Origin of the sequence: Burkholderia sp. BDU5 (assembly GCF_001522845.1) — a bacterium.
In the GTDB taxonomy this organism is placed as follows: domain Bacteria; phylum Pseudomonadota; class Gammaproteobacteria; order Burkholderiales; family Burkholderiaceae; genus Burkholderia; species Burkholderia mayonis.
Genome location: NZ_LOWC01000002.1, coordinates 101,673 through 122,027, shown reverse-complemented (window position 1 = coordinate 122,027; position 20,355 = coordinate 101,673). Strand labels below are relative to the sequence as shown.

The window sequence follows — 20,355 nt, the reverse complement described above, 5'->3', positions numbered from 1 at the left end:
GCCGCGTCGGCCGTTACTTGAGGCTGCCGGACAGAAACTGCTTCAGGCGCTCGCTCTGCGGGCGCGCGAGCACGTCGGCCGGATCGCCCTCTTCCTCGGTGCGCCCCTGGTGCAGGAACATCACATGGTTCGATACGTTGCGCGCGAAACCCATCTCGTGCGTGACGACGATCATCGTCCGTCCTTCCTCCGCGAGCTTCTGCATCACCTTCAGCACCTCGCCGACGAGCTCCGGATCGAGCGCCGACGTCGGCTCGTCGAACAGCATCACGTCCGGATGCATCGCCAGCGCCCGCGCGATCGCGACCCGCTGTTGCTGGCCGCCCGACAGGTGCGATGGATATTGCTTCTCGACGCGCGGCGCCAGCCCCACTTTCTCGAGGTATTCGCGCGCGCGCTCCTCGGCCTCGCGCTTCGGAATGCCGAGCACGTGCACGGGCGCTTCCATCACGTTCTCGAGCACGTTCATGTGCGCCCACAGATTGAAGTGCTGAAACACCATCGCGAGCTTCGTCCGGATCCGCTGCAGTTGCTTGTGATCGGCGACTTCGAGATTGCCCGCGCGATCGGCCTTCGTGCGCACCGTCTCGCCGTCGACGACGATCTGCCCCGCGTTCGGCCGCTCGAGGAAGTTGATGCAGCGCAGGAACGTGCTCTTGCCCGAGCCGCTCGCGCCGATGATGCTGATGACGTCACCCGCCTTCGCGTTCAGCGACACGCCCTTCAGCACCTCGTTGTCGCCGTAGCGCTTGTGGATGTCCCGCGCCTCGAGCTTGCACGCGGCGTTCGTGGTCGTGGTCTCTGCCAACTGGCTCTCCCTGGAGTGAAATCAATGACGGCCGGCCGCGAGATACGCGAGCCAGTGGCGCTCCGCCCGGCGAAAGGCCGCGACGAGTGCGAACGATACCGCAAGATAGATCAGCGCGGCGGTTCCGAACGACTGGAACGCCATGTACGTCGCCGAATTCGCGTCGCGCGCGACTTTCAGGATGTCGGGCACCGTCGCCGTGAACGCAACCGTCGTCGCATGCAGCATCAGGATCACCTCGTTGCTGTAAAGCGGCAAGGCGCGGCGCAGCGAAGACGGCAGGATCACCCGGCGATACATCGTGAACGGACTCATCCCGTACGCGCGCGCCGCCTCGACTTCGCCGTGCGGAATCGCGCGGATCGCGCCCGCGAAGATCTCGGTCGTGTACGCGCAGGTATTGAGCGCGAACGCGAGGATCGCGCAGTTGAAGCCGCTTCGGAAGAACGCATCAAGGAACGCATGATCGCGAACGAACGCGAGGCTGTACATCCCCGTGTAGATGAGGAGCAACTGCACGTAGAGCGGCGTGCCGCGAAACACGTACGTGTAGAAGCGCACAGGCGTCGACAGCCAGCGATTCTTCGACACCCGCGCGACCGCGAGCGGCACCGCGCAGACGAAGCCGATCGCAAGCGACGCGACGAGCAGCCACAGCGTGACGGCAAGCCCCGACATACGCTGACCGTCCCAGTAGAAGAACGCGCGCCCGAATTCCTGGAGAATCTCGATCATAGTTCCGCGTGCCTCACGCCGATGGAATAACGCTTCTCGAGCTGCTTGAGCACGAGATTGGAGACCGTCGTGATCGCGAGATAAATGAGCGCCGCGACGAGAATGAAGAAGAACATGTTGAACGTGCTCTTGCCCGCGTCCTGCGCGGCTTTCACGACGTCGGCCAGACCGATGATCGACACGAGCGCCGTGGCCTTCACGAGTACCTGCCAATTGTTGCCGATGCCGGGCAGCGCGAAGCGCATCATCTGAGGAAACATGATCCTCGCGAACACGCGCATCCCGCTCATGCCGTACGCGCTGCCCGCTTCGAGCTGGCCGCGCGGCACCGACAGGAACGCGCCGCGGAACGTCTCGGTGAAGTACGCGCCGTAGATGAAGCCGAGCGTCAGCACGCCCGCGACGAACGGATCGATGTCGATCTGATCCCAGTTCATCAGGTCGGTGAACTGGTTGAGCCAGATCTGGATGCTGTAGAAGAGCAGCAGCATCAGCACGAGATCAGGCACCGAGCGGATGAGCGTCGTGTAGCCCGTCGCGATCGCGCGCAGCACGCGATTGTGCGAGAGCTTCGCCACCGCGCCGATGAGGCCGAGCGCGATCGCGGCCGCGAGCGACAGCACCGACAGCTCGATCGTCTGCACCGTGCCGGCCCAGATGAGCGGACCAAAGCCGTATAGGAACACGCTTGTCTCCGTGATCGTGATGGGAATGGCGCACGGACGGCTGCGCCGGTTTGACGCGGATAGTCGCAAGCGAAAAAAATCGGCTCAAATGGCGGTCGCGCGGAATGCTGCGTTGCAATATCGCGCCGACGGTGGCGCGGGGCGCGCGCACAGCACTGTTTTAGCGGGGGAAACGTCGGTGCCGGACGTTGCCGGCCGCGGGCCGTGCGCCGTTTTTTTGCAAGTTTCGAGTCGCTTTTGCGATAGAGACGATGGGCAACCGGCAAGCGGCGGCCGCGGGCGGTTCGCGGCGGCGCACGATGAAGGAAAAGGGTCGGAAACAGCTTCGGCGGCCGGTGGCCGCGCAGCGCAGCCGTAGGCAACGCTCGCAGTGCGAAAACCAAGCGGAAAGATGGATGGCCGGCCCGCGTCTGCGAGCGCCGGCAGGCCAATAATGGCAGGCTGTTTGCGAGCGCCGGCGAATAACGACTAGTGCCTACAGGCGTTCGAGAACACTTGTGAGCGGTGCCTGCGACGGGCAGAAATCTTCGCGCATCAGCCGCTGATCGTTGCACGGAGCCGAACCGGTGAGACGTGGCAAGCATTTGAGCGCGCGTACGCGCTCGCCGTCGCGACGGATACACACCGATGCACCGACCGCCAACGCGCCGCCGGGATGACGCGCCTCGCCCGGTGACCCGCCCTTCGGAGCACCCCGCCTCGCTGCGCCGCTCAGTGACCCTTCAGGATGTCCGAGCGCGACGTCGTATAAACAATCCCGTCCGGTCCGAAATGGACGTTGAAGAACGCGTCCTGATTGACGCCGTCCTCGAGCCAGCGCCAGCTCCACACCGTCTCCGGCTTGAGCGGATAGCGCGCGACCTCGGTCGGCTTGCCGAGCAGCCGCCGCACCTCGTCCTCCGTCATGCCAGGCCGGATCTTCGCGAAGTTCGCGGCCGTCAGCACCTGCGTCGCCGCGGTGAAGCGGCCGTTCGCGTCGATGTCGACCATATAGGTCTCGTTGCCCATCGGGCCGCGCGGATATTCGAGCCGCTTCGAGCCGTCCGTGTAGACCCGCTCGGTCTCGGGACGCCCCATCTGGCTGCGGATCTCGGCCTCGGTCGTCACGCCGGGCGTGAGTCCCTTGAGGAACAGCGGCGCGGGTTTGATCGCGTTGAAGAAATCCTTGAATCGCTGCACGGTCTGCTCGCTTTGCTGATCGTCGCAGCCGGCAAGCGCGAGCACCGCGCCAAGCAACGCGACGGGAAGGACACGGAATCGGAACATCGTCATCGGGAAACGGCGCGGCTTGCGCGCATCATCGAACACGCGCGCAAGCATACCGCACCACGGTTGTCGTACGCCGAAGCGGAACTCGACGCAGCGCTCGAAGCATGCGCGCCGTATCGCCGCGTCGTGCGGCAAGCACTTGGTGCGCAACGGCCCACGGTCGGCCCGAAACCGGGCCGCGAAGGAAAGAAAATCGGAATGGCCCCGGCCGCGCGGCCGGGCTGCCGGGCTGCCGCGCGGCCGGGCTGCCGCCGGTCGAACCGCCGGGCGGGCACATGGTCAGCCCCTTCGAGCCTTCGAGCCTTCGAGCCTTCGAGCCTTCGAGCCTTCGAGCCTTCGAGCCTTCGAGCCTTCGAGCCTTCGAGCCGCCAGATCAACGGATCAATAGATCGGCAAGCCAACATCCTGAAATAAAAGCGCCCCGCCGCCCGACTGCGCCGTCACGGCAACGACTCGACCTCGCGCTGCGCAACGGCGGCCGCCACACGGGCCGCGCGCCGCGCGTGGCTGCGAATCCGCCGCCGCGTGCGCGACAACTCGACGAGCTGCCACGAGCCGAGCGCGAGCGCGCCGAACAGCAGCTCGCGCACGCGCTTGACGAGCGCGAGCGACAGCGCCGTTTCGCGATCGACGCCGAACATCTGCGCGAGCAGCACGACGGTCGCCTCCTGGACGCCCAGACCGCCCGGCACCATGAATGCCGCGTGGCGCACCGCTTGCGTCATCGCCTCGATCGCGACCGCGCCGCCGATCGACACCGGATGGCCGAGCAGCGCGAGCGCCCAGTAGATCTCGAGCGCGCCGACGACATAACCCGCCAGTTGCCAGAAGAACGCACGGAACAGCAAGCCCGCGCGCGACATCAGCGCGTCGATGTCGGCGTCGAGGCGCTTGCCGTCGACGCCTTGCAGCAGCCGGTGCGAATCGCCGAGCAGCCGGCTCGCGAAGCGCTCGATCGCGTGGAAAACGCCGCCGCGGCGCATCAGCACGAACGCGAGCACCGGCATCGGCAGCGACAGCACGAGCGCGACGCCGATCGTCCTCGCGCCGACGCTCTCCTGCGTCGCGATCAGGAGCAGCACGAGGCCGAGCGCGGCGAACGCGTACTGGACGGCGATCGTCACGAGCACCTCGACGATCACCGACGCCGTCACGCGGCTCGCGTCGGGCACGCGCCAGCGCGCGAGCCGGATGCCGACGATCTCGCCGCCGACGCCGACGACGGGCAGCAGCCGGTTCACCGCCTCGCGCACGGTCGCGATCCACCAGAGGAACGGCAGCGACGCGCGCTTGTCGAGCAGCAGGCGCCACGCGTGCGCGTCGAGCAAGAGCGGCAGCCCGTGGAACGGCACGAGCCACAACAGCGCGAAACCGGCCTGGCCGATCACGCGAACGACGTCGCCGACACCCTCGTGCACGACGAGCGCGAGCAGGATCGCGATCCCGAGCGGCCAGCCGAGCCATTTGATCCAGCGGGTCATGACGGCTGCGCTCCGGTGATCCGCGCGCCGCGCGGCATGCGCGCACGCGCGCCGCCGCCGAACACGTCGGCGAAGCCGCCGCATGCGACGCCCGCCGCCTCCACCGCGGCCGCGACGCGCGGCGACAGCAGCGCAGCGAGCTCGTCTGCCGGCCGGTAGTCGCGCATCGAAGGCGTGATCGGCCCGTCGCCCGGCTCCGCCGGATGGCAGTAGATTTCGCCGACGCCCGGCGGCAGCTTTGCGAGCGCGTCGAGCAGCACGGCTTCGTCCATCGCGCCCGTGTGCTCGATGCCGACCACGTAATCGTTGTGCGCGATCCCCGCGCGGTCGAGCCGCGCGCGCACGAGCCCGATCCACGGCTTCAGCCAGAACGGCGTTGACGGCTCGTACGGCAGCCGCACCGCGCGCAGCCCGAATTCGCGGCCGATGTCGATGATCATCGACAGCACGGTCGGATGCAGATGGAAATGCTTGTGCGTGTTCACGTGATCGAGCGTAAGCCCGGTCGCCGCGAACGCTTCGAACTGCGCACGGATCTCGCGGCGCAGTTGCGCACGCACGTGCGGCAGGAAGAAGAAGCGGCAGCCGTCCTTCGCCATCGCGTCGCCGAAGCGGCCGTCGGGACCGACGAGCGCCGGGATGTCGCTTGCGGGCAGCGTCGCGGGCCCGTCGGCGAGCACGATGTGCAGGCCGACCGCGAGCGACGGCAGGCGCTTCGCACGCTCGACCGCATCACGCGCGGCGCTCGCGCCGACCATCAGGCTCGCGGCCGCGAGCACACCGTCGCGGTGCGCGCGCTCGACGGCCGCATTGACCCGCGGATGCAGGCCGAAGTCGTCCGCCGTGAAGATCAGCGCGCGCGGCGCCGCGTCGGGACCCGCCACCGGTTACGCCTCGTGCGCGCGCAGGAAACGGAAGAATTCGACGCCTTCGCGCAGACGGCGCTTCATCATGTCCCAGCTCGTCAGCATTTCGCGGACGATTTCCCAGATCTTCGCCGGCCGGAAATAGAACTCGCGATAGAAGTGCTCGAGGTGGTGATAGATCTCCTCGCGCGACAGGTGCGGATAGCCGATCGCGGCGAGCTGCACGCCTTCCTTGCTGACGAGGTTGATCGTCTTGTTCTCCGTGAGCCAGCCGTTCTCGATCGCCTGCTCGTAGAGACGCGTGCCCGGGTACGGCGCGGCGAGCGACACCTGAATCGTATGCGGGTTGATTTCCTTCGCGTACTCGATCGTCTTCTTGATCGTGTCCTTCGTCTCGCCCGGCAGGCCGAGAATGAAGGTGCCGTGGATCTTGATGCCGAGCTTCCTGCAGTCCTCGTTGAAACGGCGTGCGATGTCGGTGCGCAGGCCCTTCTTGATGTTCAGCAGGATCTGGTCGTCGCCCGACTCGTAGCCGACCAGCAGGAGGCGCAGGCCGTTTTCCTTCATGATCTTGAGCGTCGAGTACGGCACGTTCGCCTTCGCGTTGCACGACCACGTGACGCCGAGCTTGCCGAGCCCGCGCGCGATTTCCTCGACGCGCGGCTTGAAGTCGGTGAACGTGTCGTCGTCGAACATGATCTCCTTCACTTCCGGCATGTTGTCGCGGATCCACTTCACTTCCGCGAGCACGCTCTCGACCGAACGCGTGCGGTAGCGGTGGCCGCCGACCGTCTGCGGCCACAGGCAGAACGTGCACTTCGAGCGGCAGCCTCGGCCCGTGTAGATCGACACGTACGGATAGTTCAGGTAGCCGATGAAGTAGTTGTCGATCTTCAGGTCGCGCTTGTAGACGGGCGCGACGAACGGCAGCTCGTCCATGTTCTCGATCATCGGACGCGCTCCGTTGTGCTCGATCGAGCCGTCCTTCGCGCGGTAGCTCATGCCGAGGATCTCGGCGAACGGCAAGCCTGCCGCGATGTCCTTGCACGTGTAGTCGAATTCCTCGCGGCAGACGAAGTCGATCGCTTCCGTCGCCGTCAGCGAGTTGTGCGGATCGACCGCCACCTTCGCGCCGACCATGCCGACCAGCATCGACGGCTTCATCTTCTTCAGGTCTTCCGCGAACATCGCGTCGGTCGGGAACGACGGCGTGCTCGTGTGGATGATCACGAGATCGTAGTCTTTCGCGATCTCGAGCGTCTCCTTGACCGACAGGCCGTCGGCCGGCGCGTCGACGACGCGGCTGCCCGGCACGAGCGCGGCCGGCTGCGCGAGCCACGTCGGATACCAGAAGGATCGGATCTCGCGCTTCGCCTGATAGCGGGAGCCCGCACCGCCGTCGAAGCCGTCGTACGAAGGGGCCTGCAAGAACAGCGTTTTCATGAATGCTCCGGTAGCCTGCTGCATAGATATCAATTCGTTCGAGTACAAATGTTTCGTTTCGAAAACCGCGGGCGGCCTGTCGCCGCCCGCGCATCCCGTGTATGTGCCGGCGCCCTTCAGCGCCCGTCGCCCGCCTCCACGACCGTCGCGCGCGCATCGCCGCCGACGACCGTCATCCGCGCGCCGCGCCACACGACCTGCGTGCCGAACGCGGCGGCGAGCCACTCGAGTGCGAGCAGCGCGTCGCGCACCAGCACGAGCGGCAAATCGCTCCAAAACGCGCGCCAACCGTCCGAGCTGCGCGCATGCAGCGCGAGTCGCGCGACCGTGCCGATCGCGGCCGCCGCGCCGGCCGTCGCACCCGCCGCCGACGTCGGGCCGAGCCACGCGGCGAGCGCCGCGCCGATAGCGAGCCACGGCGCGGTGAACGTGATGAACAGGAATGCGAACCCAGCCGGATTCAGCGAGCGGATCGTGCGCAGCCAGCGCGTCTCGCGCAGCCACAGCGGCGCGAACGACGGCTCCGCGACGTCGGTCGCCACGTTCACCTCGGACAGCACCGTGCGCAGCCCGAGGCGGCGCGGCAGTTCGGCGAGCCAGTAGTCGTCCGCGAGCTCGTCCTTCAGCGCCTTGAAGCCGCCGATCGCATCGAGCGTCGCGCGCGTCAGCACAAGCGTCGCGCCGAACCCGAAGCGGCTCGACCCGCCGAGATGGGTGATCCGGACCGACGGCGCGAACCACGCATCGACGAATTGCGCGCCGATCCGCGTCCAGAAGCCGCCGACGCTGCGCGCATGATACAGGCAAGTGACGACACCGACCGTCGGATCAGCGAGCGGCGCCGTCACGCGGGTCAGATAATCGGGTTCGACCGCGATGTCGCTGTCGGCGATCACGAGGCGGTCGTAGCGCGCATGCTCGGCGAGATTGACGAGATTGCTGACTTTCAGGTTCGAGCCGTACACGCGCGCGTCGATCACGAGCTCGATGTCGCACTCGGGATAGTCGGCCTGCAGCCGTCGCACGACGGCGACGGCCGGATCGGCGGCCGACGCGACGCCGAACAGCAGTTGGTAGCGCGGGTGCCGCTGCTCGCAGAAGGTCGCGAGATTCTCATGGAGATGCGGCTCCGATCCGCACAGCGGCTTCAGCACGCTGACGGGCTCGAAGCCGTCGCGTGCGGCCGTGCGCGGCACGCGCGGCGCGGGCGCGAACGCGGCGAGCACCGCATAGCCGCACGACGCGCAGGTAAGCGCGAGCAACGCCCATTCGACGATGGAAAGCGATCCCGTCATGCCGCGCGCCTCCGAACGATCGGGCGGCAGACAAAACGGGAACGCGGTGTTTTGGCGGGGACGATTTCGAGCACGATCCCAACTCCTCTTACTTGCACTTTCAACGACGCGCAACGCACCGGAACCGGCCGTGCGGCCGCTATCCCGAGGCTCCTCGTGCGACTTTTCGCGGCAAGCGCAGGGGGAATAGAACGGAATCCGTGAGCGCGATTGGTATGTAGGCCGCGAATTTTAGCAGCGACACGCGGGCAACGCTTGCCTCGCACGCCGAAAAGCACTGTTTCTGAACAGCAAATCCACGCAGATGCAGTCAATTTCCACGCAATTGCCCTCGTATTAACGTAAGCGCTTTGCAGGACGCACGCTGTCCAAAACGTAAGGGTTTCTGTGGATTTTTGTACCAGATGAAATATTCGAGCCAAATCGGCTCAGATTTCATCGTATTTCTCGCGATTACAGTCTATTACAGAACAATCTTTCGCGCCGCACCGCGTCACGTCGGCGCCTTCGCTCGTCCCTGTCGCCGGCAGGGATATCTTTCGGCCGCCGACGCGATCCGGAACGCTTTGGCACAATCGACCGCACCTGTTGCGTACACGCATCACCGGCAGGCCGCGCCGCATGCGCGTCGGCCCGCGTTCCGTCCTCTATGCCACCGGTCTTCACTTCGCCATGATTCCGTTTTCCGTTCTCGACCTCGCGCCGATTCCCGCCGGCGCCGACGCCGCACTGGCGTTTCGCCACGCCGTCTATCTCGCCCGGCACGCCGAGCGCCTCGGCTATCGCCGCTACTGGCTCGCCGAGCACCACAACATGCCCGGCATCGCGAGCGCGGCGACCGCGGTCGTGATCGGCCACGTCGCGGGCGCGACGCAGACGATTCGCGTCGGCTCGGGCGGCGTGATGCTGCCGAACCACGCGCCGCTCGTGATCGCCGAGCAGTTCGGCACGCTCGCGTCGCTCTACCCCGGGCGCATCGATCTCGGTCTCGGGCGCGCGCCCGGCACCGACCAGACGACGGCCCGTGCGCTGCGGCGCGATCTGGTCGGCAGCGCGGATTCGTTTCCGGACGACGTCGTCGAGCTGCAGCGCTACTTCGCCGCGCCCGTCCCCGGCCAGCGCGTGCGCGCGGTGCCAGGAGCGGGGCTCGACGTGCCGATCTGGCTGCTCGGCTCGAGCCTCTTCAGCGCGCAGCTCGCCGCGATGCTCGGGCTGCCGTTCGCGTTCGCGTCGCACTTCGCACCCGACTACCTGATGCGCGCGCTCGACGTGTACCGCGCGCAGTTCCGGCCGTCCGCCGAACTCGCGAAGCCGTATGCGATGGTCGGCGTGAACGTGTTCGCCGCCGACACCGACGACGAAGCGCGGCGCCTCTTCACGTCGCTGCAGCAGCAGTTCCTGAAGCTGCGGCGCGGCACGCCCGGGCAGCTGCCGCCGCCCGTCGAGTCGCTCGACGCGCTCGGCGCGACCGAGCAGGAGCTCGCCAACGTCGCGCACGCGCTGTCGTTCGCGGCGATCGGTTCGCGCGACACCGTGCGCGAGCGGCTGCGGCGGCTGATCGCGCAGACGGGCGCGGACGAGCTGATCGTCGCCGCGCAGATCTACGATCACGGCGCGCGGCTGCGTTCGTATGAAATTGCCGCGCAGGTGCGCGACGAGCTGCGCGATGAAGCGGCGGGTTGACGGGGGAAGCGGCGGCGTGGCGGATTGACGCGCCGTAGCGGCGCGAATCCGGCGTGATATGACGGCGATGTCGATGTCGATGTCGATGTCGATGTCGACGCCGACGCCGACGCCGACGCCGGTACGAAGATACGTCGTGCAGGAATACGAACGCCGCCGCGTGAAAGCCCTCGCATAGCGGACGATGAGCGACTGCGCGGCGATGCCCGGACACTCAAGACGCCGCCGCGAAGCGGGAACGCGCGCCTCTCCCCGCCCCGCCGAACCTCGCCGCGCCCGGCGCGGCGATGCCTACTCGCTCGCCGAGTGCATCGCGTGCACGGGCTTCACATCCGCGAGCCCGTCGAGCAGCGCCGTGTGGAACGTCGCCGGATCCTGGATCTGCGGCGCGTGGCCGAGCGACGGGAATTCGTAGAGCACCGCGCCCGGAATCGCCGCCTGCGTGCGCTTCGCGAGCGCCGGATAGCGTCCGAGCTTCGCGTGGACGTTGGGCGGCGCGACGTCCTTGCCGATCGCGGTCGTGTCCTTGTCGCCGATGAGGAGCAACGTCGGCACCTTGATCGCGCCGAACTCGTAGACCACCGGCTGCGTGAAGATCATGTCGTAGACGAGCGCCGAATTCCACGCGACGATGTCCCGCCCCGGCCCGCGATACATGCCGGCGAGCATCTGCACCCAGCGCTCGTACGCGGGCGACCACTCGCCCGCGTAGTACGTGCGCTGCTCGTAGCGGCGAATGCCGTCCGCGGTCGTCTTCAGCTCGCGCGCGTACCAGTAGTCGACCGGCAGCGCCGGCACGCCGAGCGCCTTCCAGTCCTCGAGGCCGATCGGATTGACGAGCACGAGCTGCCGCGTGTCCTTCGGGTACATCAGCGCGTAGCGCGCGGCGAGCATGCCGCCCGTCGAATGGCCGACGATCGTCGCGTCCTTCACGCCGATCGATTCGAGAAGCGCGTGCGTGTTGTGCGCAAGCTGCTGGAAGCTGTACTGATAACGCGCGGGCTTCGTCGACTTGCAGAAACCGATCTGGTCCGGCGCGACGACGCGGTAGCCCGCCTTCGTCAGCACGTCGATCGTTTGCTCCCACGTGCCTGCGCAGAAGTTTTTCCCGTGCAGCAGGACGACAGTACGGCCGTTCGGATGCTCGGGGCGCACGTCGAGGTACGCCATCTGCAGCGTCTCCCGCTGCGACGTGAACGCGTAGCGATGCACCGGATACGCGTATGCGAAGCCCTCGAGCTCCGCGCCATACGCAGGGCCGTCGGCCTTCGCGCGCATGCCCGCGCTCGTCTGCGCGGCGACGGCAGGCGAAGCGCTCGCCTGCGGCGCGGCGGCAGTCGAAGCGACGCCCGAAGCGACAACTGGAACGGCAGCCGACGGCATGGATGCCCCTGCCGACGACACAACGCCCGGCGAGCCCGCGAACGCCGACGCTTCCGGCATCGTCGTCGCCATGACGGCGGCCGCAGATATCGCGGCGAGCCGCGCGAACCACTCTATGCGAATCCGGAACATTGTCGAAGCCGAAAAAAGAGGAGGAAACGGCAAGCCAGACATTCGCGCAAGCCGCGCACAATTTTACTTTCGACGGGCTGACGACACCCGCGATACTGTATTACCAGATGTTTCCGCCAATGCGGGAAAGTCATGTATCTTTCGACGTAGTCCGACGCGCCTGCCGCGTGCAGGCACACTCGATCATGAAAAACGTCCTCAGCATCCAGTCGCACGTCATCTACGGCCATGCGGGCAACAGCGCCGCAGTGTTTCCGATGCAAAGGCTCGGCGTCAACGTCTGGCCGCTCAACACCGTGCAGTTGTCGAACCACATGCAGTACGGCCATTGGGCGGGCAGCGCGATCGACGCGGCGAAGATGGAGCAGCTCGTCGACGGCATCGCCGCGATCGGCGCGTTGAAGCGCTGCGACGCGGTCCTCTCGGGTTTCCTCGGCTCGCCCGCGCAGGCGCGCGCTGCCGTCGAGATCGTGCGCACCGTGAAGGCGACGAACCCGAATGCGTGGTACTTCTGCGATCCCGCGATGGGACAGACGGGCGGCATCCGGCCCGAGCCCGGCGTCGAAGAATTCATCGTCGCCGAGCTGCCCGAGCTCGCGGACGGCATGGCGCCCAATCACAGCGAGCTGCAAAAGCTCGCGGGACAGCGCATCGAGACGGTCGCCGAGGCTGTCGAAGCATGCCGCTCGATCATCCGCCGCGGCCCGCAGGTGATCCTCGTCAAGCATCTTCACGACCGCAACAGCCCCGCCGACCGTTTCAACATGCTCGTCGTCACCGGAACCGAAGCGTGGATCGGCCAGCGTCCGCTGTATGCGTTTCCGCGGCATCCGGTCGGCGTCGGCGACCTGACGAGCGCGGTCTTCGTCGCGCGGCGACTGCGCGGCGACAGCGTGCGCGCCGCGTTCGAGCACACGCTCGCCGCCGTGCACGCGGTCGTCAAGGCGACCTACGACGCGCGCCGCTACGAGCTCGAACTCGTCGCCGCGCAGGACGAGATCGCGCAGCCGAGCGAGTGGTTCGGCGCGTGGGTCACGGGCGCGGATTGATGCGGCGCGCGCGCCCGTCCGCGTGTTGATCCGCACGCGCTTTCGCCCGCATCTCCTTCGGCCGCCGCGGCGCGGAACGTTCTCGCAGTTCTCGCAGTTCTCGCAGTTCTCGCAGTTCTCGCAGTTCTCGCAGTTCTCGCAGTTCTCGCAGCCACCGCCGCAATCGCCATCCTCACGATCTCGGCCACGCTCGTCGCCGGCCCGCTCGCGCCGCGCCGCCGCGCCGCCGAACCGCCCTCCGCCCGTCGCCGCATCCGCCGCGTCGATCCCGACCCGCGTCGTCGCATTCGAGCGCGCGATCCGGCATCCGTATGCGCATCGGCGCGCGTTCATCCGAATGACACCGTTTCCCCGATATCCTCCCGGCGACGTTGCGCGGCGGCGCTGCCGCGCAAAACGGCATCACGTATCGCGACCAACTTCCATTCGGCCGCTGCCGCTCCGGCGGTCTTGCCCCCACTCCAAACAAGGAAGCGACAACATGACCAAACAGAATCGCCGCGACTTTCTGCGCCTCGCCGCCGGCACGGCGGGCGCCGCCGCCTTGCAGTTCTTTCCGCCCGTGATCCGCGAAGCGCTCGCGATTCCCGCGAACCGCCGCACCGGTACGATCCGCGACATCGAGCACGTCGTGGTCCTGATGCAGGAAAACCGCTCGTTCGACCATTACTTCGGCAAGCTGCGCGGCGTGCGCGGCTTCGGCGATCCGCGCCCGCTCGTGATGCAGAACGGCAAGTCGGTGTTTCATCAGCCGGTGCTCGCGGGCCCGGCCGAGCTGCTGCCGTTCCATCCGAACGCGTCCAATCTCGGCATGCAGTTCCTGCAGGACCTGCCGCACGGCTGGCAGGACACGCACGGCGCCTGGAACAAGGGCCGCTGCGACCGCTGGATCGCGAACAAGGGGACGACGACGATGGCGTACCTCGAGCGCAACGACATCCCGTTCCACTACCAGCTCGCCGACGCGTTCACGATCTGCGACGCATACCACTGTTCGATCCCGAGCTCGACCGATCCGAACCGCTACTACATGTGGACGGGCTACGTCGGCAACGACGGCGCGGGCGGCGGCCCCGTGCTCGGCAACGAGGAAGCCGGCTACGGCTGGAGCACGTATCCGGAGACGCTCGAGCAGGCGGGCGTGTCGTGGAAGATCTATCAGGACATCGGCACGGGCCTCGACGCCGCGGGCGGGTGGGGCTGGACGCAGAATCCGTACATCGGCAACTACGGCGACAACTCGCTGCTCTACTTCAACCAGTACCGCGACGCGCAGCCGGGCAGCCCGCTGTACGACAAGGCGCGCACGGGCACGAACGTGAGCGCGGGCGGCACCCTCTTCGACGTGCTGCAGCAGGACGTGAAGAACGGCACGCTGCCGCAGGTGTCGTGGATCTGCGCGCCGGAAGCGTATTCCGAGCATCCGAACTGGCCGTCGAACTACGGCGCGTGGTACGTCGAGCAGGTATTGAAGGCGCTGACGTCGAATCCGGACGTGTGGAGCAAGACCGCGCTCTTCATCACGTACGACGAGAACGACGGCTTCTTCGATCACGTCGCGCCGCCGTTCGCGCCGCAATCGCGCGACAACGGGCTGTCGACGGTATCGACCGCGGGCGAGATCTTCCCGGGCGACGCGAAGCACATGGCCGGGCCCTACGGGCTCGGGCCGCGCGTGCCGATGCTCGTCGTGTCGCCGTGGACGAAAGGCGGCTGGGTCTGCTCGCAGACGTTCGATCACACGTCGCTGCTGCAATTCATCGAAGCGCGCTTCAATGACCGCTATACGGTGCGCGCGCCGAACGTGACGCCGTGGCGCCGCGCGGTGTGCGGCGACCTCACGTCCGCGTTCAACTTCTCGAGCCCCGACGGCAGTTGGCCGCAACTGCCCGACACGAGCGGCTACGCGCCGCCCGATCGCAACCGCCATCCGAGCTACGTGCCAGTGCCGCCCGTCGTGCAGTCGATGCCGAAACAGGAAGCGGGCCTGCGCGCCGCTCGCGCGCTGCCGTACGAGCTCTTCGCGTTCGGCCGCATCGACACGTCGACGGGCAAGTTCAAGCTGACGTTCGCGAACACGGGCCGCGCGGGCGCGGCGTTCCAGGTGACGGCCGCGAATCGCATCGACGGTCCGTGGGCGTACACGGTCGAAGCGCGCAAGCGGCTGTCGGACGAATGGAGCACGGCGCTCACGCTGAGCCTCTACGACCTGACCGTGTACGGTCCGAACGGCTTCCTGTGCCAGTTCCGCGGCTCGACCGCGGCGGCGCTCGGCGTCGCCGCGAACCCGGAGGTGATCTACGGCTACGACGTCGCGAACGGCAACCTCACGCTGCGCCTGTCGAACCGCGGCCGCGCGACGGTGCGGCTCACGGTGGCGAACGCGTACGGCAACGACAGCCCGCGTGTCTACGAGCTGAAGCCCGGTCAGCGAATCAACGACTACTGGGATCTGCGCGACAGCCAAAGCTGGTACGACCTGACCGTCTCCGACGGCACGCCGAACGGCTTCCTGCGCCGCTTCGCGGGGCACGTCGAGACCGGCCGGCCGAGCACGAGCGATCCGCTGATCGCGACGGTCTGAGCGTCGCCTCGTGCGATTGCGCGCGCCCCTGAAGCGGCGCGCGCGACGTACGGGACGTACGCAGGCGATCGTCCGGCTGCGCGACGCCCGGTCGCGCAGCCGCATGACTGATCGATGCCCGCCGGGCCGCTCTTCAGGACTCGCGACGAGACGCGCGCAGCACAGCGCACTTGCCGCGCAACTTTTCGATCGGTCCGGCGCGCGCCGGTGGTCCGTCATACGAAATCGGCGCTTCGCGTGAAAGGAAAGCACCGCGCCGTCCTCTCTTCGCTACGCGGCACGTCACGCGCGCGCCGTCCCGTCGCTCGCTATCTCGCTATCTCGCCGCCATCCGGACACGCGGCCCTCCGGCCGTCCATCGTCCGCCTCACCTGCGCCGCGAGAAGCCAGCCGCCGCCGCCCGTCCGAACCTCCCCCACCGCTTCCGAGCGCCCGACATCGCTTCGTCGACTTCTGCTGCAATGCGCCACACACAGGCTCGCGCACGCGCACGCCGAACTTCGCCAACAGTCTGCAGAATCCACGCTTCCCCGCCGCTCGCCGACCTCTCGCGCCACCGCACGGCTATGCGCAAATCCGCATCCGATGCGCCGCAAATCAACAAGACTCGTCCAATTTGGCCTTCTATAAATCGGATAGCCATCGCCGCTCCCGCCAAGCCGGCGGCGGCATCGGCATCTCGCATCCGCGCTTCTCGCGTCCCGTTCGTGCATCGCTACAAGGAATGAACATGAGACTCTGCCCATCACTGTCCTCCCTCGCCTTCGCCGCCGCGCTCGCGTGCGGCGCAACCGGCGCCGCGCGCGCCGCCGACGACACCCCCGTCAAGGTTGGTTTCGCCGCGCCGCTCACGGGCGTCAATGCGGGCTACGGCAAGGATCTGCAAAACGGCGTGCAGCTCGCGCTCGACGACGCCCGCGCGCAGAAGATCAAGATCGCCGGCAAGCCCGCGCGCTTCGAGCTCGTCGTCGAGGACGACCAGGCCGATCCGCGGATCGGCGTGCAGGCCGCGCAGAGCCTCGTCGACAAGAAGGTGGCGGTCGTCGTCGGCCACTTCAATTCGGGCACGACGATTCCTGCGTCGGTCGTCTACGACAAGGCGGGCATCCCCGTCATCGATCCGGCCGCGACGAATCCCGTCATCACGTCGCGCGGGCTCGCGCACGTGTTCATGGTGATCGCGACCGACGGCCAGAACGCGGGCAACGCGGGCCGCTATGCGGTCGACGTGTCGAAGGCGAAGCGGATCGCGATCGTCGACGACCGCACGGCGTTCGGCCAGGGCGAAGCCGACGAATTCGACAAGGCCGTGAAGGCCGCGGGCGGCGCGATCGTCGCGCGCGAATACACGAGCAACCAGGCCGTCGATTTCCGCGCGCAGATCACGAGCCTGAAGAGCAAGAACGTCGATCTGATCTTCTTCGGCGGCCTCGATTCGCTCGCCGCGAACTTCATCAAGCAAATGAAGCAGTTGGGCCTCACCGCGCAGTTCGTCGGCGGCGGTGGCGTGAAGGACGCCGAGTTCATCAAGATCGCCGGCCCCGCCGCGGAAGGCGCGATGGCGTGGGAATACGGCCGGCCGCTCGACCAGTTGCCGCAGGGCAAGGACTTCGAGGCGCGCTTCAAGAAACGATTCGGCGTCGACGTGCTGTCGTACGCGCAGTTCGGCTACGACGCGACGTGGGCCGCGATCAAGGCGATGCAGGCGGCGGGCTCGACCGATCCGGGCGCCTATCAGCCCACGCTGAAGAAGGCCGACTTCGAGGGCATCACCGGCCGCATCGCGTTCGCGGGCGACGGCTCGCTGAAGAGCGGAATGTCGACGCTCTACCAGGTGAAGAACGGCGCGTGGCAGACGATCGTCACGAAGGGAGGCTGATCGGCCATCCCTGATTTCCGCAGGCCGCACGCGACGCGCTGCACGCGCGCGGCCCGTCTCTCGACCGGCGCGCATCGCGCCCATCCCATGGAGTTTCGATGCATTCGAAAGTCGTCATCGTCGGCGGCGGCGTGATCGGCAGCGCAACCGCCTATTTCCTGCGCACGATGGATCCGGGCGTCTCCGTGACCGTCATCGAGCGCGATCCGACCTATGCGCGCGCATCGTCCGCGCTGTCCGCGGCATCGATCCGCCAGCAGTTCTCGACGCCGCTCTCGATCCGGATGTCGCTCTTCGGAATCGAGTTCCTGCGCTCGCTCGGCGAGCGGCTCGCGATCGACGGCGAGCATCCGTCGATCGATCTGCACGAAGGCGGCTATCTGTTTCTCGCGACGCCGGCAGGCGACGCGACGCTGCGCGAGAACCACGCGCTGCAGACGTCGCTCGGCGCGCAGATCCGCTATCTGAGCCGCGACGCGCTCGCCGCGACGTTCCCGTGGCTTTCCACCGACGATCTCGCGGCCGGCTGCTACGGCGAGCGCGGCGAAGGCTGGTTCGACGGCTACGGGCTCGTGCAGGCGCTGCGCAAGAAAGCGCGTGCGCTCGGCGCGCAGTATGTGAGCGCGGACGTGACGGGCGCGCGCGTCGACGGACGCCGCGTGACGCGGCTGCTGACGAGCGACGGCCACGCATACGACTGCGACGCGATGGTCAACGCGGCCGGACCGTGGGCGCGCACGATCGCGGCGCTCGTCGGCGTCGAGCTGCCCGTCCATGCGCGCCGCCGCAGCATCTTCAGCGTGACGTCGCCGGCCGCGCTGCCGCGCTGTCCGCTCGTCGTCGATCCGAGCGGCGTCTACTTCCGGCCGGAAGGCGCGTCGTTCATCTGCGGCGCGGCGCCGCCGTCCGAGCGCGACTTCGACGATCTGCCGCTCGACGACGTCGACCACGCGCTCTTCGACGACCTGATCTGGCCGACGCTCGCACATCGCGTGCCGCAGTTCGAGGCGCTGCGAGTCGTGCGCAGCTGGTCGGGCTACTACGAGTACAACGTGCTCGACCAGAACGCGATCATCGGGCCGCATCCGGCCGTCGACAACTGCATCTTCGCGAACGGCTTCTCGGGGCACGGGCTGCAGCAAGGGCCGGCGACGGGGCGCGGCGTCGCGGAGCTGATCCTGCACGGACGGTACGCGTCGCTCGACCTGTCGCCGCTCGGCTTCGAGCGCGTGCTGGCTGGCCGGCCGATCGTCGAGAAGAACGTCGTTTAACGGAGGAAACCCGCGCGGCGCGGGCGGCCAGATGTGAAGCGGCAAGCGAGCGCGGCAGTCACGCGACGTGGGTCGTCATGCGCCGACGCACGTCCGGCTCGCGCACGCAACCGCGCCCGCAATGCCTTGCGGGCAGCCGCCGTCGCGCACATGGAAAGGGCCGACGCACGCGCGACGCGTCGATCGCCGCGCGCATCGGTGCATTCGCCGTCGGCGACGCATCGACACGCGAGCCCCGCGCACGCGACAGCCGCCGCGCACGCGCGATGCCCGGCGTGCGTCAGAGCCCTACGCCGCGCGCCATCCCGGCCGCGGCAAACACGATCACGACGACGAGCGCCGCCTGAACATGGCCGATCCGCGCATACGCGGGCGCGCGAGCGAGGTCGGGCAGCATCCCGCGGCGCGCGGTGACGCGCCAGCGGACGAGCCCCATCATCGGAATCAGTTCGAACATGAGGATCAGCGCGAGCGCGCCCATCTTCAGATGAAAGAGCGGCGCGTGCAGATAGTATTCGCCGCCTTTCTCGAAGCCGCCGAACGCACGGACAATGCCCGTCGTGATCAGCACGAGCGCGGACACGCCCCAGATCGCGTCCGCCATGAACACGGCGGGCAGATCGGCGGACTGCCGCGACGCAGCGACGCGCCGCAGCGCGCGGTTGCGCGCGGCGATCGACGCGAACGCGAAACCGAACGCGAGCAGATGGACGGCTGCAAGCAACCATCGAACGGTCAACATCGGTCCTCCTGGTGTCGGCGAAGCGAACGCGGCGGCACGAGCCGGCCCGCCCGCGTCACGCGATCTGCTTGAGCGACGCGTCGAGCGCGCGCGCCGCGACGCGGTCGCCTTCCGTCGCGAGCGGCACGCGCATCACGATCTGGCGGTTATGGCCGACTGCGGCGGGCGAATCCCACAGCAGCTCGATCTTCGGTCGCGCGAACCGCCGGCCGTTCCCCTGCGCGGGCGGCGCGGACGCTGCCGTTCGCGGCGAAGAAAGCGATGCGGCGGGCGCGTCGGCGTCGGCCGCGTCGGCTGCGGCGGGCGCGACGGATCGCGGCTCGACGGACCGAGGCGCGGCGCCCTTCGGCCAGCGGACCGACAGCTCGCGCGCGTCGTATTGCCCGACCTTGCGGCTTTCCATCCAGACGACGACGGTGCGCGTCAGCGTATCGAGCGAGATTGCATAGCGGCCGATCGCGTAGCGGCGCGCGGCGACGTTCGTGCGCCACAGCGCGCGCGGCCGGCACATCCAGACGACGGCCGCATAGAGCGCGGGCGCGGCGACGAGCCAGCCGTTGCTGACCGTCAGCGCGTGCAGCGCGCGGCGCCAGCCGGCCGCCCATGCGAACACGCCGACCGACCATACGGCGAACAGGAAGCTGAGCAACGCGAAGAAGCGCAGCGCCTGGCGCAGCCACTGCGGAAGCGGATGGAACGGCCGCTCGGCGCGCGCCTGCGCGCCGGGGAGCACGAGCAGCAGGAAGATGAGGACGACGTTGATGCATGCCCACGGCGACGACGCCATCGCCGACAGCGACGCGCGATAGCCCATCAGAGACATCGAGAAGAGCCAGCGGGCGAGCAGCACGAGACCGATGGCTCGCAACGCGAAAATGACGCCCGAGCCGGGAGCCGGATTCGCGCGCGTGGTTTTCGTTCTCGCCAAAACTCTCTCCTCTTGACGGCCTTGCCGGGGCCTGATTTTACGGCACGGCCATTATAGGGACATTACTAGGTCGGCTGACGCCCCCGCGCCGCAAATCGCCGGTTTGCGGCGTTTCGGAGCG

17 protein-coding genes are annotated in these 20,355 nt (G+C 67.8%); 6 read left to right on the top strand and 11 right to left on the bottom strand.

The annotated features are described in order from the left end of the window. Window positions 1-13 precede the first annotated feature (13 nt). The 4 genes from WS69_RS01095 to bamE form a co-directional block, all read right to left on the bottom strand. The gene (locus WS69_RS01095; RefSeq protein ID WP_059468995.1) at window positions 14-808 is read right to left on the bottom strand and encodes an ABC transporter ATP-binding protein; all 795 of its coding nucleotides are present in this window, start codon (window positions 806-808) and stop codon (window positions 14-16) included. 21 nt (window positions 809-829) lie between these two features. Continuing rightward, entirely contained in the window at window positions 830-1,543 is a 714-nt protein-coding gene (locus WS69_RS01090; RefSeq protein ID WP_059468994.1) for an ABC transporter permease, read from the bottom strand. Next, the gene (locus WS69_RS01085) at window positions 1,540-2,229 is read right to left on the bottom strand and encodes an ABC transporter permease (protein WP_059468993.1); all 690 of its coding nucleotides are present in this window, start codon (window positions 2,227-2,229) and stop codon (window positions 1,540-1,542) included. The genes WS69_RS01090 and WS69_RS01085 overlap by 4 nt, the downstream gene beginning before the upstream one ends. Window positions 2,230-2,940: 711 nt before the next feature. Then, on the bottom strand, window positions 2,941-3,501 hold the full coding sequence (bamE, locus tag WS69_RS01080) for an outer membrane protein assembly factor BamE domain-containing protein (RefSeq protein WP_059469017.1): 561 nt from the start codon (window positions 3,499-3,501) through the stop codon (window positions 2,941-2,943). Here bamE and WS69_RS33950 point away from each other — a divergent pair. Beyond that, on the top strand, window positions 3,421-3,912 hold the full coding sequence (locus WS69_RS33950; RefSeq protein ID WP_197419189.1) for a hypothetical protein: 492 nt from the start codon (window positions 3,421-3,423) through the stop codon (window positions 3,910-3,912). The genes bamE and WS69_RS33950 overlap by 81 nt on opposite strands. Window positions 3,913-3,938: 26 nt before the next feature. On the opposite strand, the gene WS69_RS01075 is transcribed toward WS69_RS33950, so the two are convergent. The 4 genes from WS69_RS01075 to hpnI all read right to left on the bottom strand — a co-directional run bounded on the left by WS69_RS01075 (window position 3,939) and on the right by hpnI (window position 8,583). Next, window positions 3,939-4,979: an HpnL family protein gene (locus WS69_RS01075; RefSeq protein WP_059468992.1), complete on the bottom strand. Its 1,041-nt coding sequence runs from the start codon at window positions 4,977-4,979 to the stop codon at window positions 3,939-3,941. Next, entirely contained in the window at window positions 4,976-5,863 is an 888-nt protein-coding gene (gene hpnK / locus WS69_RS01070) for a hopanoid biosynthesis-associated protein HpnK (RefSeq protein ID WP_059468991.1), read from the bottom strand. The genes WS69_RS01075 and hpnK overlap by 4 nt, the downstream gene beginning before the upstream one ends. Before the next feature lie 3 nt (window positions 5,864-5,866). Continuing rightward, entirely contained in the window at window positions 5,867-7,288 is a 1,422-nt protein-coding gene (hpnJ, locus tag WS69_RS01065) for a hopanoid biosynthesis associated radical SAM protein HpnJ (protein ID WP_059468990.1), read from the bottom strand. A gap of 116 nt (window positions 7,289-7,404) precedes the next feature. Continuing rightward, window positions 7,405-8,583, bottom strand: a complete 1,179-nt coding sequence (gene hpnI, locus WS69_RS01060; protein ID WP_059468989.1) for a bacteriohopanetetrol glucosamine biosynthesis glycosyltransferase HpnI — start codon at window positions 8,581-8,583, stop codon at window positions 7,405-7,407. A gap of 672 nt (window positions 8,584-9,255) precedes the next feature. On the opposite strand from hpnI, the gene WS69_RS01055 reads away from it, so the two are divergent. Continuing rightward, on the top strand, window positions 9,256-10,266 hold the full coding sequence (locus WS69_RS01055; RefSeq protein WP_059468988.1) for an LLM class flavin-dependent oxidoreductase: 1,011 nt from the start codon (window positions 9,256-9,258) through the stop codon (window positions 10,264-10,266). 291 nt (window positions 10,267-10,557) lie between these two features. Here WS69_RS01055 and WS69_RS01050 read toward each other — a convergent pair whose 3' ends face one another. Then, the gene (locus tag WS69_RS01050; protein WP_059468987.1) at window positions 10,558-11,781 is read right to left on the bottom strand and encodes an alpha/beta fold hydrolase; all 1,224 of its coding nucleotides are present in this window, start codon (window positions 11,779-11,781) and stop codon (window positions 10,558-10,560) included. A 185-nt stretch (window positions 11,782-11,966) separates the two neighbouring features. On the opposite strand from WS69_RS01050, the gene pdxY reads away from it, so the two are divergent. The 4 genes from pdxY (at window position 11,967) to WS69_RS01030 (ending at window position 18,564) form a co-directional block, all read left to right on the top strand. Then, window positions 11,967-12,830, top strand: coding sequence for a pyridoxal kinase PdxY (gene pdxY / locus WS69_RS01045; protein ID WP_059469016.1), 864 nt, complete (start codon window positions 11,967-11,969; stop codon window positions 12,828-12,830). Between the two features lie 481 nt (window positions 12,831-13,311). Beyond that, window positions 13,312-15,414, top strand: coding sequence for a phosphocholine-specific phospholipase C (locus WS69_RS01040; protein ID WP_059468986.1), 2,103 nt, complete (start codon window positions 13,312-13,314; stop codon window positions 15,412-15,414). A gap of 730 nt (window positions 15,415-16,144) precedes the next feature. Next, complete coding sequence (locus WS69_RS01035) at window positions 16,145-17,293, top strand: branched-chain amino acid ABC transporter substrate-binding protein (RefSeq protein WP_059469015.1); 1,149 nt, start codon at window positions 16,145-16,147, stop codon at window positions 17,291-17,293. 98 nt (window positions 17,294-17,391) lie between these two features. Beyond that, on the top strand, window positions 17,392-18,564 hold the full coding sequence (locus WS69_RS01030) for an NAD(P)/FAD-dependent oxidoreductase (protein WP_059468985.1): 1,173 nt from the start codon (window positions 17,392-17,394) through the stop codon (window positions 18,562-18,564). 280 nt (window positions 18,565-18,844) lie between these two features. Here the strand turns inward: WS69_RS01030 and WS69_RS01025 are convergent, their stop codons facing one another. Continuing rightward, the gene (locus WS69_RS01025) at window positions 18,845-19,306 is read right to left on the bottom strand and encodes a DUF2214 family protein (RefSeq protein WP_082715857.1); all 462 of its coding nucleotides are present in this window, start codon (window positions 19,304-19,306) and stop codon (window positions 18,845-18,847) included. 55 nt (window positions 19,307-19,361) lie between these two features. Beyond that, window positions 19,362-20,234, bottom strand: a complete 873-nt coding sequence (locus tag WS69_RS01020) for a hypothetical protein (RefSeq protein ID WP_059468984.1) — start codon at window positions 20,232-20,234, stop codon at window positions 19,362-19,364. Window positions 20,235-20,355: the final 121 nt, after the last annotated feature.

Excerpts from the sequence above, each read along its gene's own strand:
- WS69_RS01040 (WP_059468986.1), top strand. The coding sequence starts at position 13,312 with ATGACCAAACAGAATCGCCGCGACTTTCTGCGCCTCGCCGCCGGCACG.
- hpnJ (WP_059468990.1), bottom strand. The coding sequence starts at position 7,288 with ATGAAAACGCTGTTCTTGCAGGCCCCTTCGTACGACGGCTTCGACGGC.
- bamE (WP_059469017.1), bottom strand. The coding sequence starts at position 3,501 with ATGACGATGTTCCGATTCCGTGTCCTTCCCGTCGCGTTGCTTGGCGCG.
- WS69_RS01055 (WP_059468988.1), top strand. The coding sequence starts at position 9,256 with ATGATTCCGTTTTCCGTTCTCGACCTCGCGCCGATTCCCGCCGGCGCC.
- pdxY (WP_059469016.1), top strand. The coding sequence starts at position 11,967 with ATGAAAAACGTCCTCAGCATCCAGTCGCACGTCATCTACGGCCATGCG.
- WS69_RS01090 (WP_059468994.1), bottom strand. The coding sequence starts at position 1,543 with ATGATCGAGATTCTCCAGGAATTCGGGCGCGCGTTCTTCTACTGGGAC.
- WS69_RS01075 (WP_059468992.1), bottom strand. The coding sequence starts at position 4,979 with ATGACCCGCTGGATCAAATGGCTCGGCTGGCCGCTCGGGATCGCGATC.
- hpnI (WP_059468989.1), bottom strand. The coding sequence starts at position 8,583 with ATGACGGGATCGCTTTCCATCGTCGAATGGGCGTTGCTCGCGCTTACC.
- WS69_RS01035 (WP_059469015.1), top strand. The coding sequence starts at position 16,145 with ATGAGACTCTGCCCATCACTGTCCTCCCTCGCCTTCGCCGCCGCGCTC.
- WS69_RS01025 (WP_082715857.1), bottom strand. The coding sequence starts at position 19,306 with ATGTTGACCGTTCGATGGTTGCTTGCAGCCGTCCATCTGCTCGCGTTC.
- WS69_RS01050 (WP_059468987.1), bottom strand. The coding sequence starts at position 11,781 with ATGTTCCGGATTCGCATAGAGTGGTTCGCGCGGCTCGCCGCGATATCT.
- WS69_RS01030 (WP_059468985.1), top strand. The coding sequence starts at position 17,392 with ATGCATTCGAAAGTCGTCATCGTCGGCGGCGGCGTGATCGGCAGCGCA.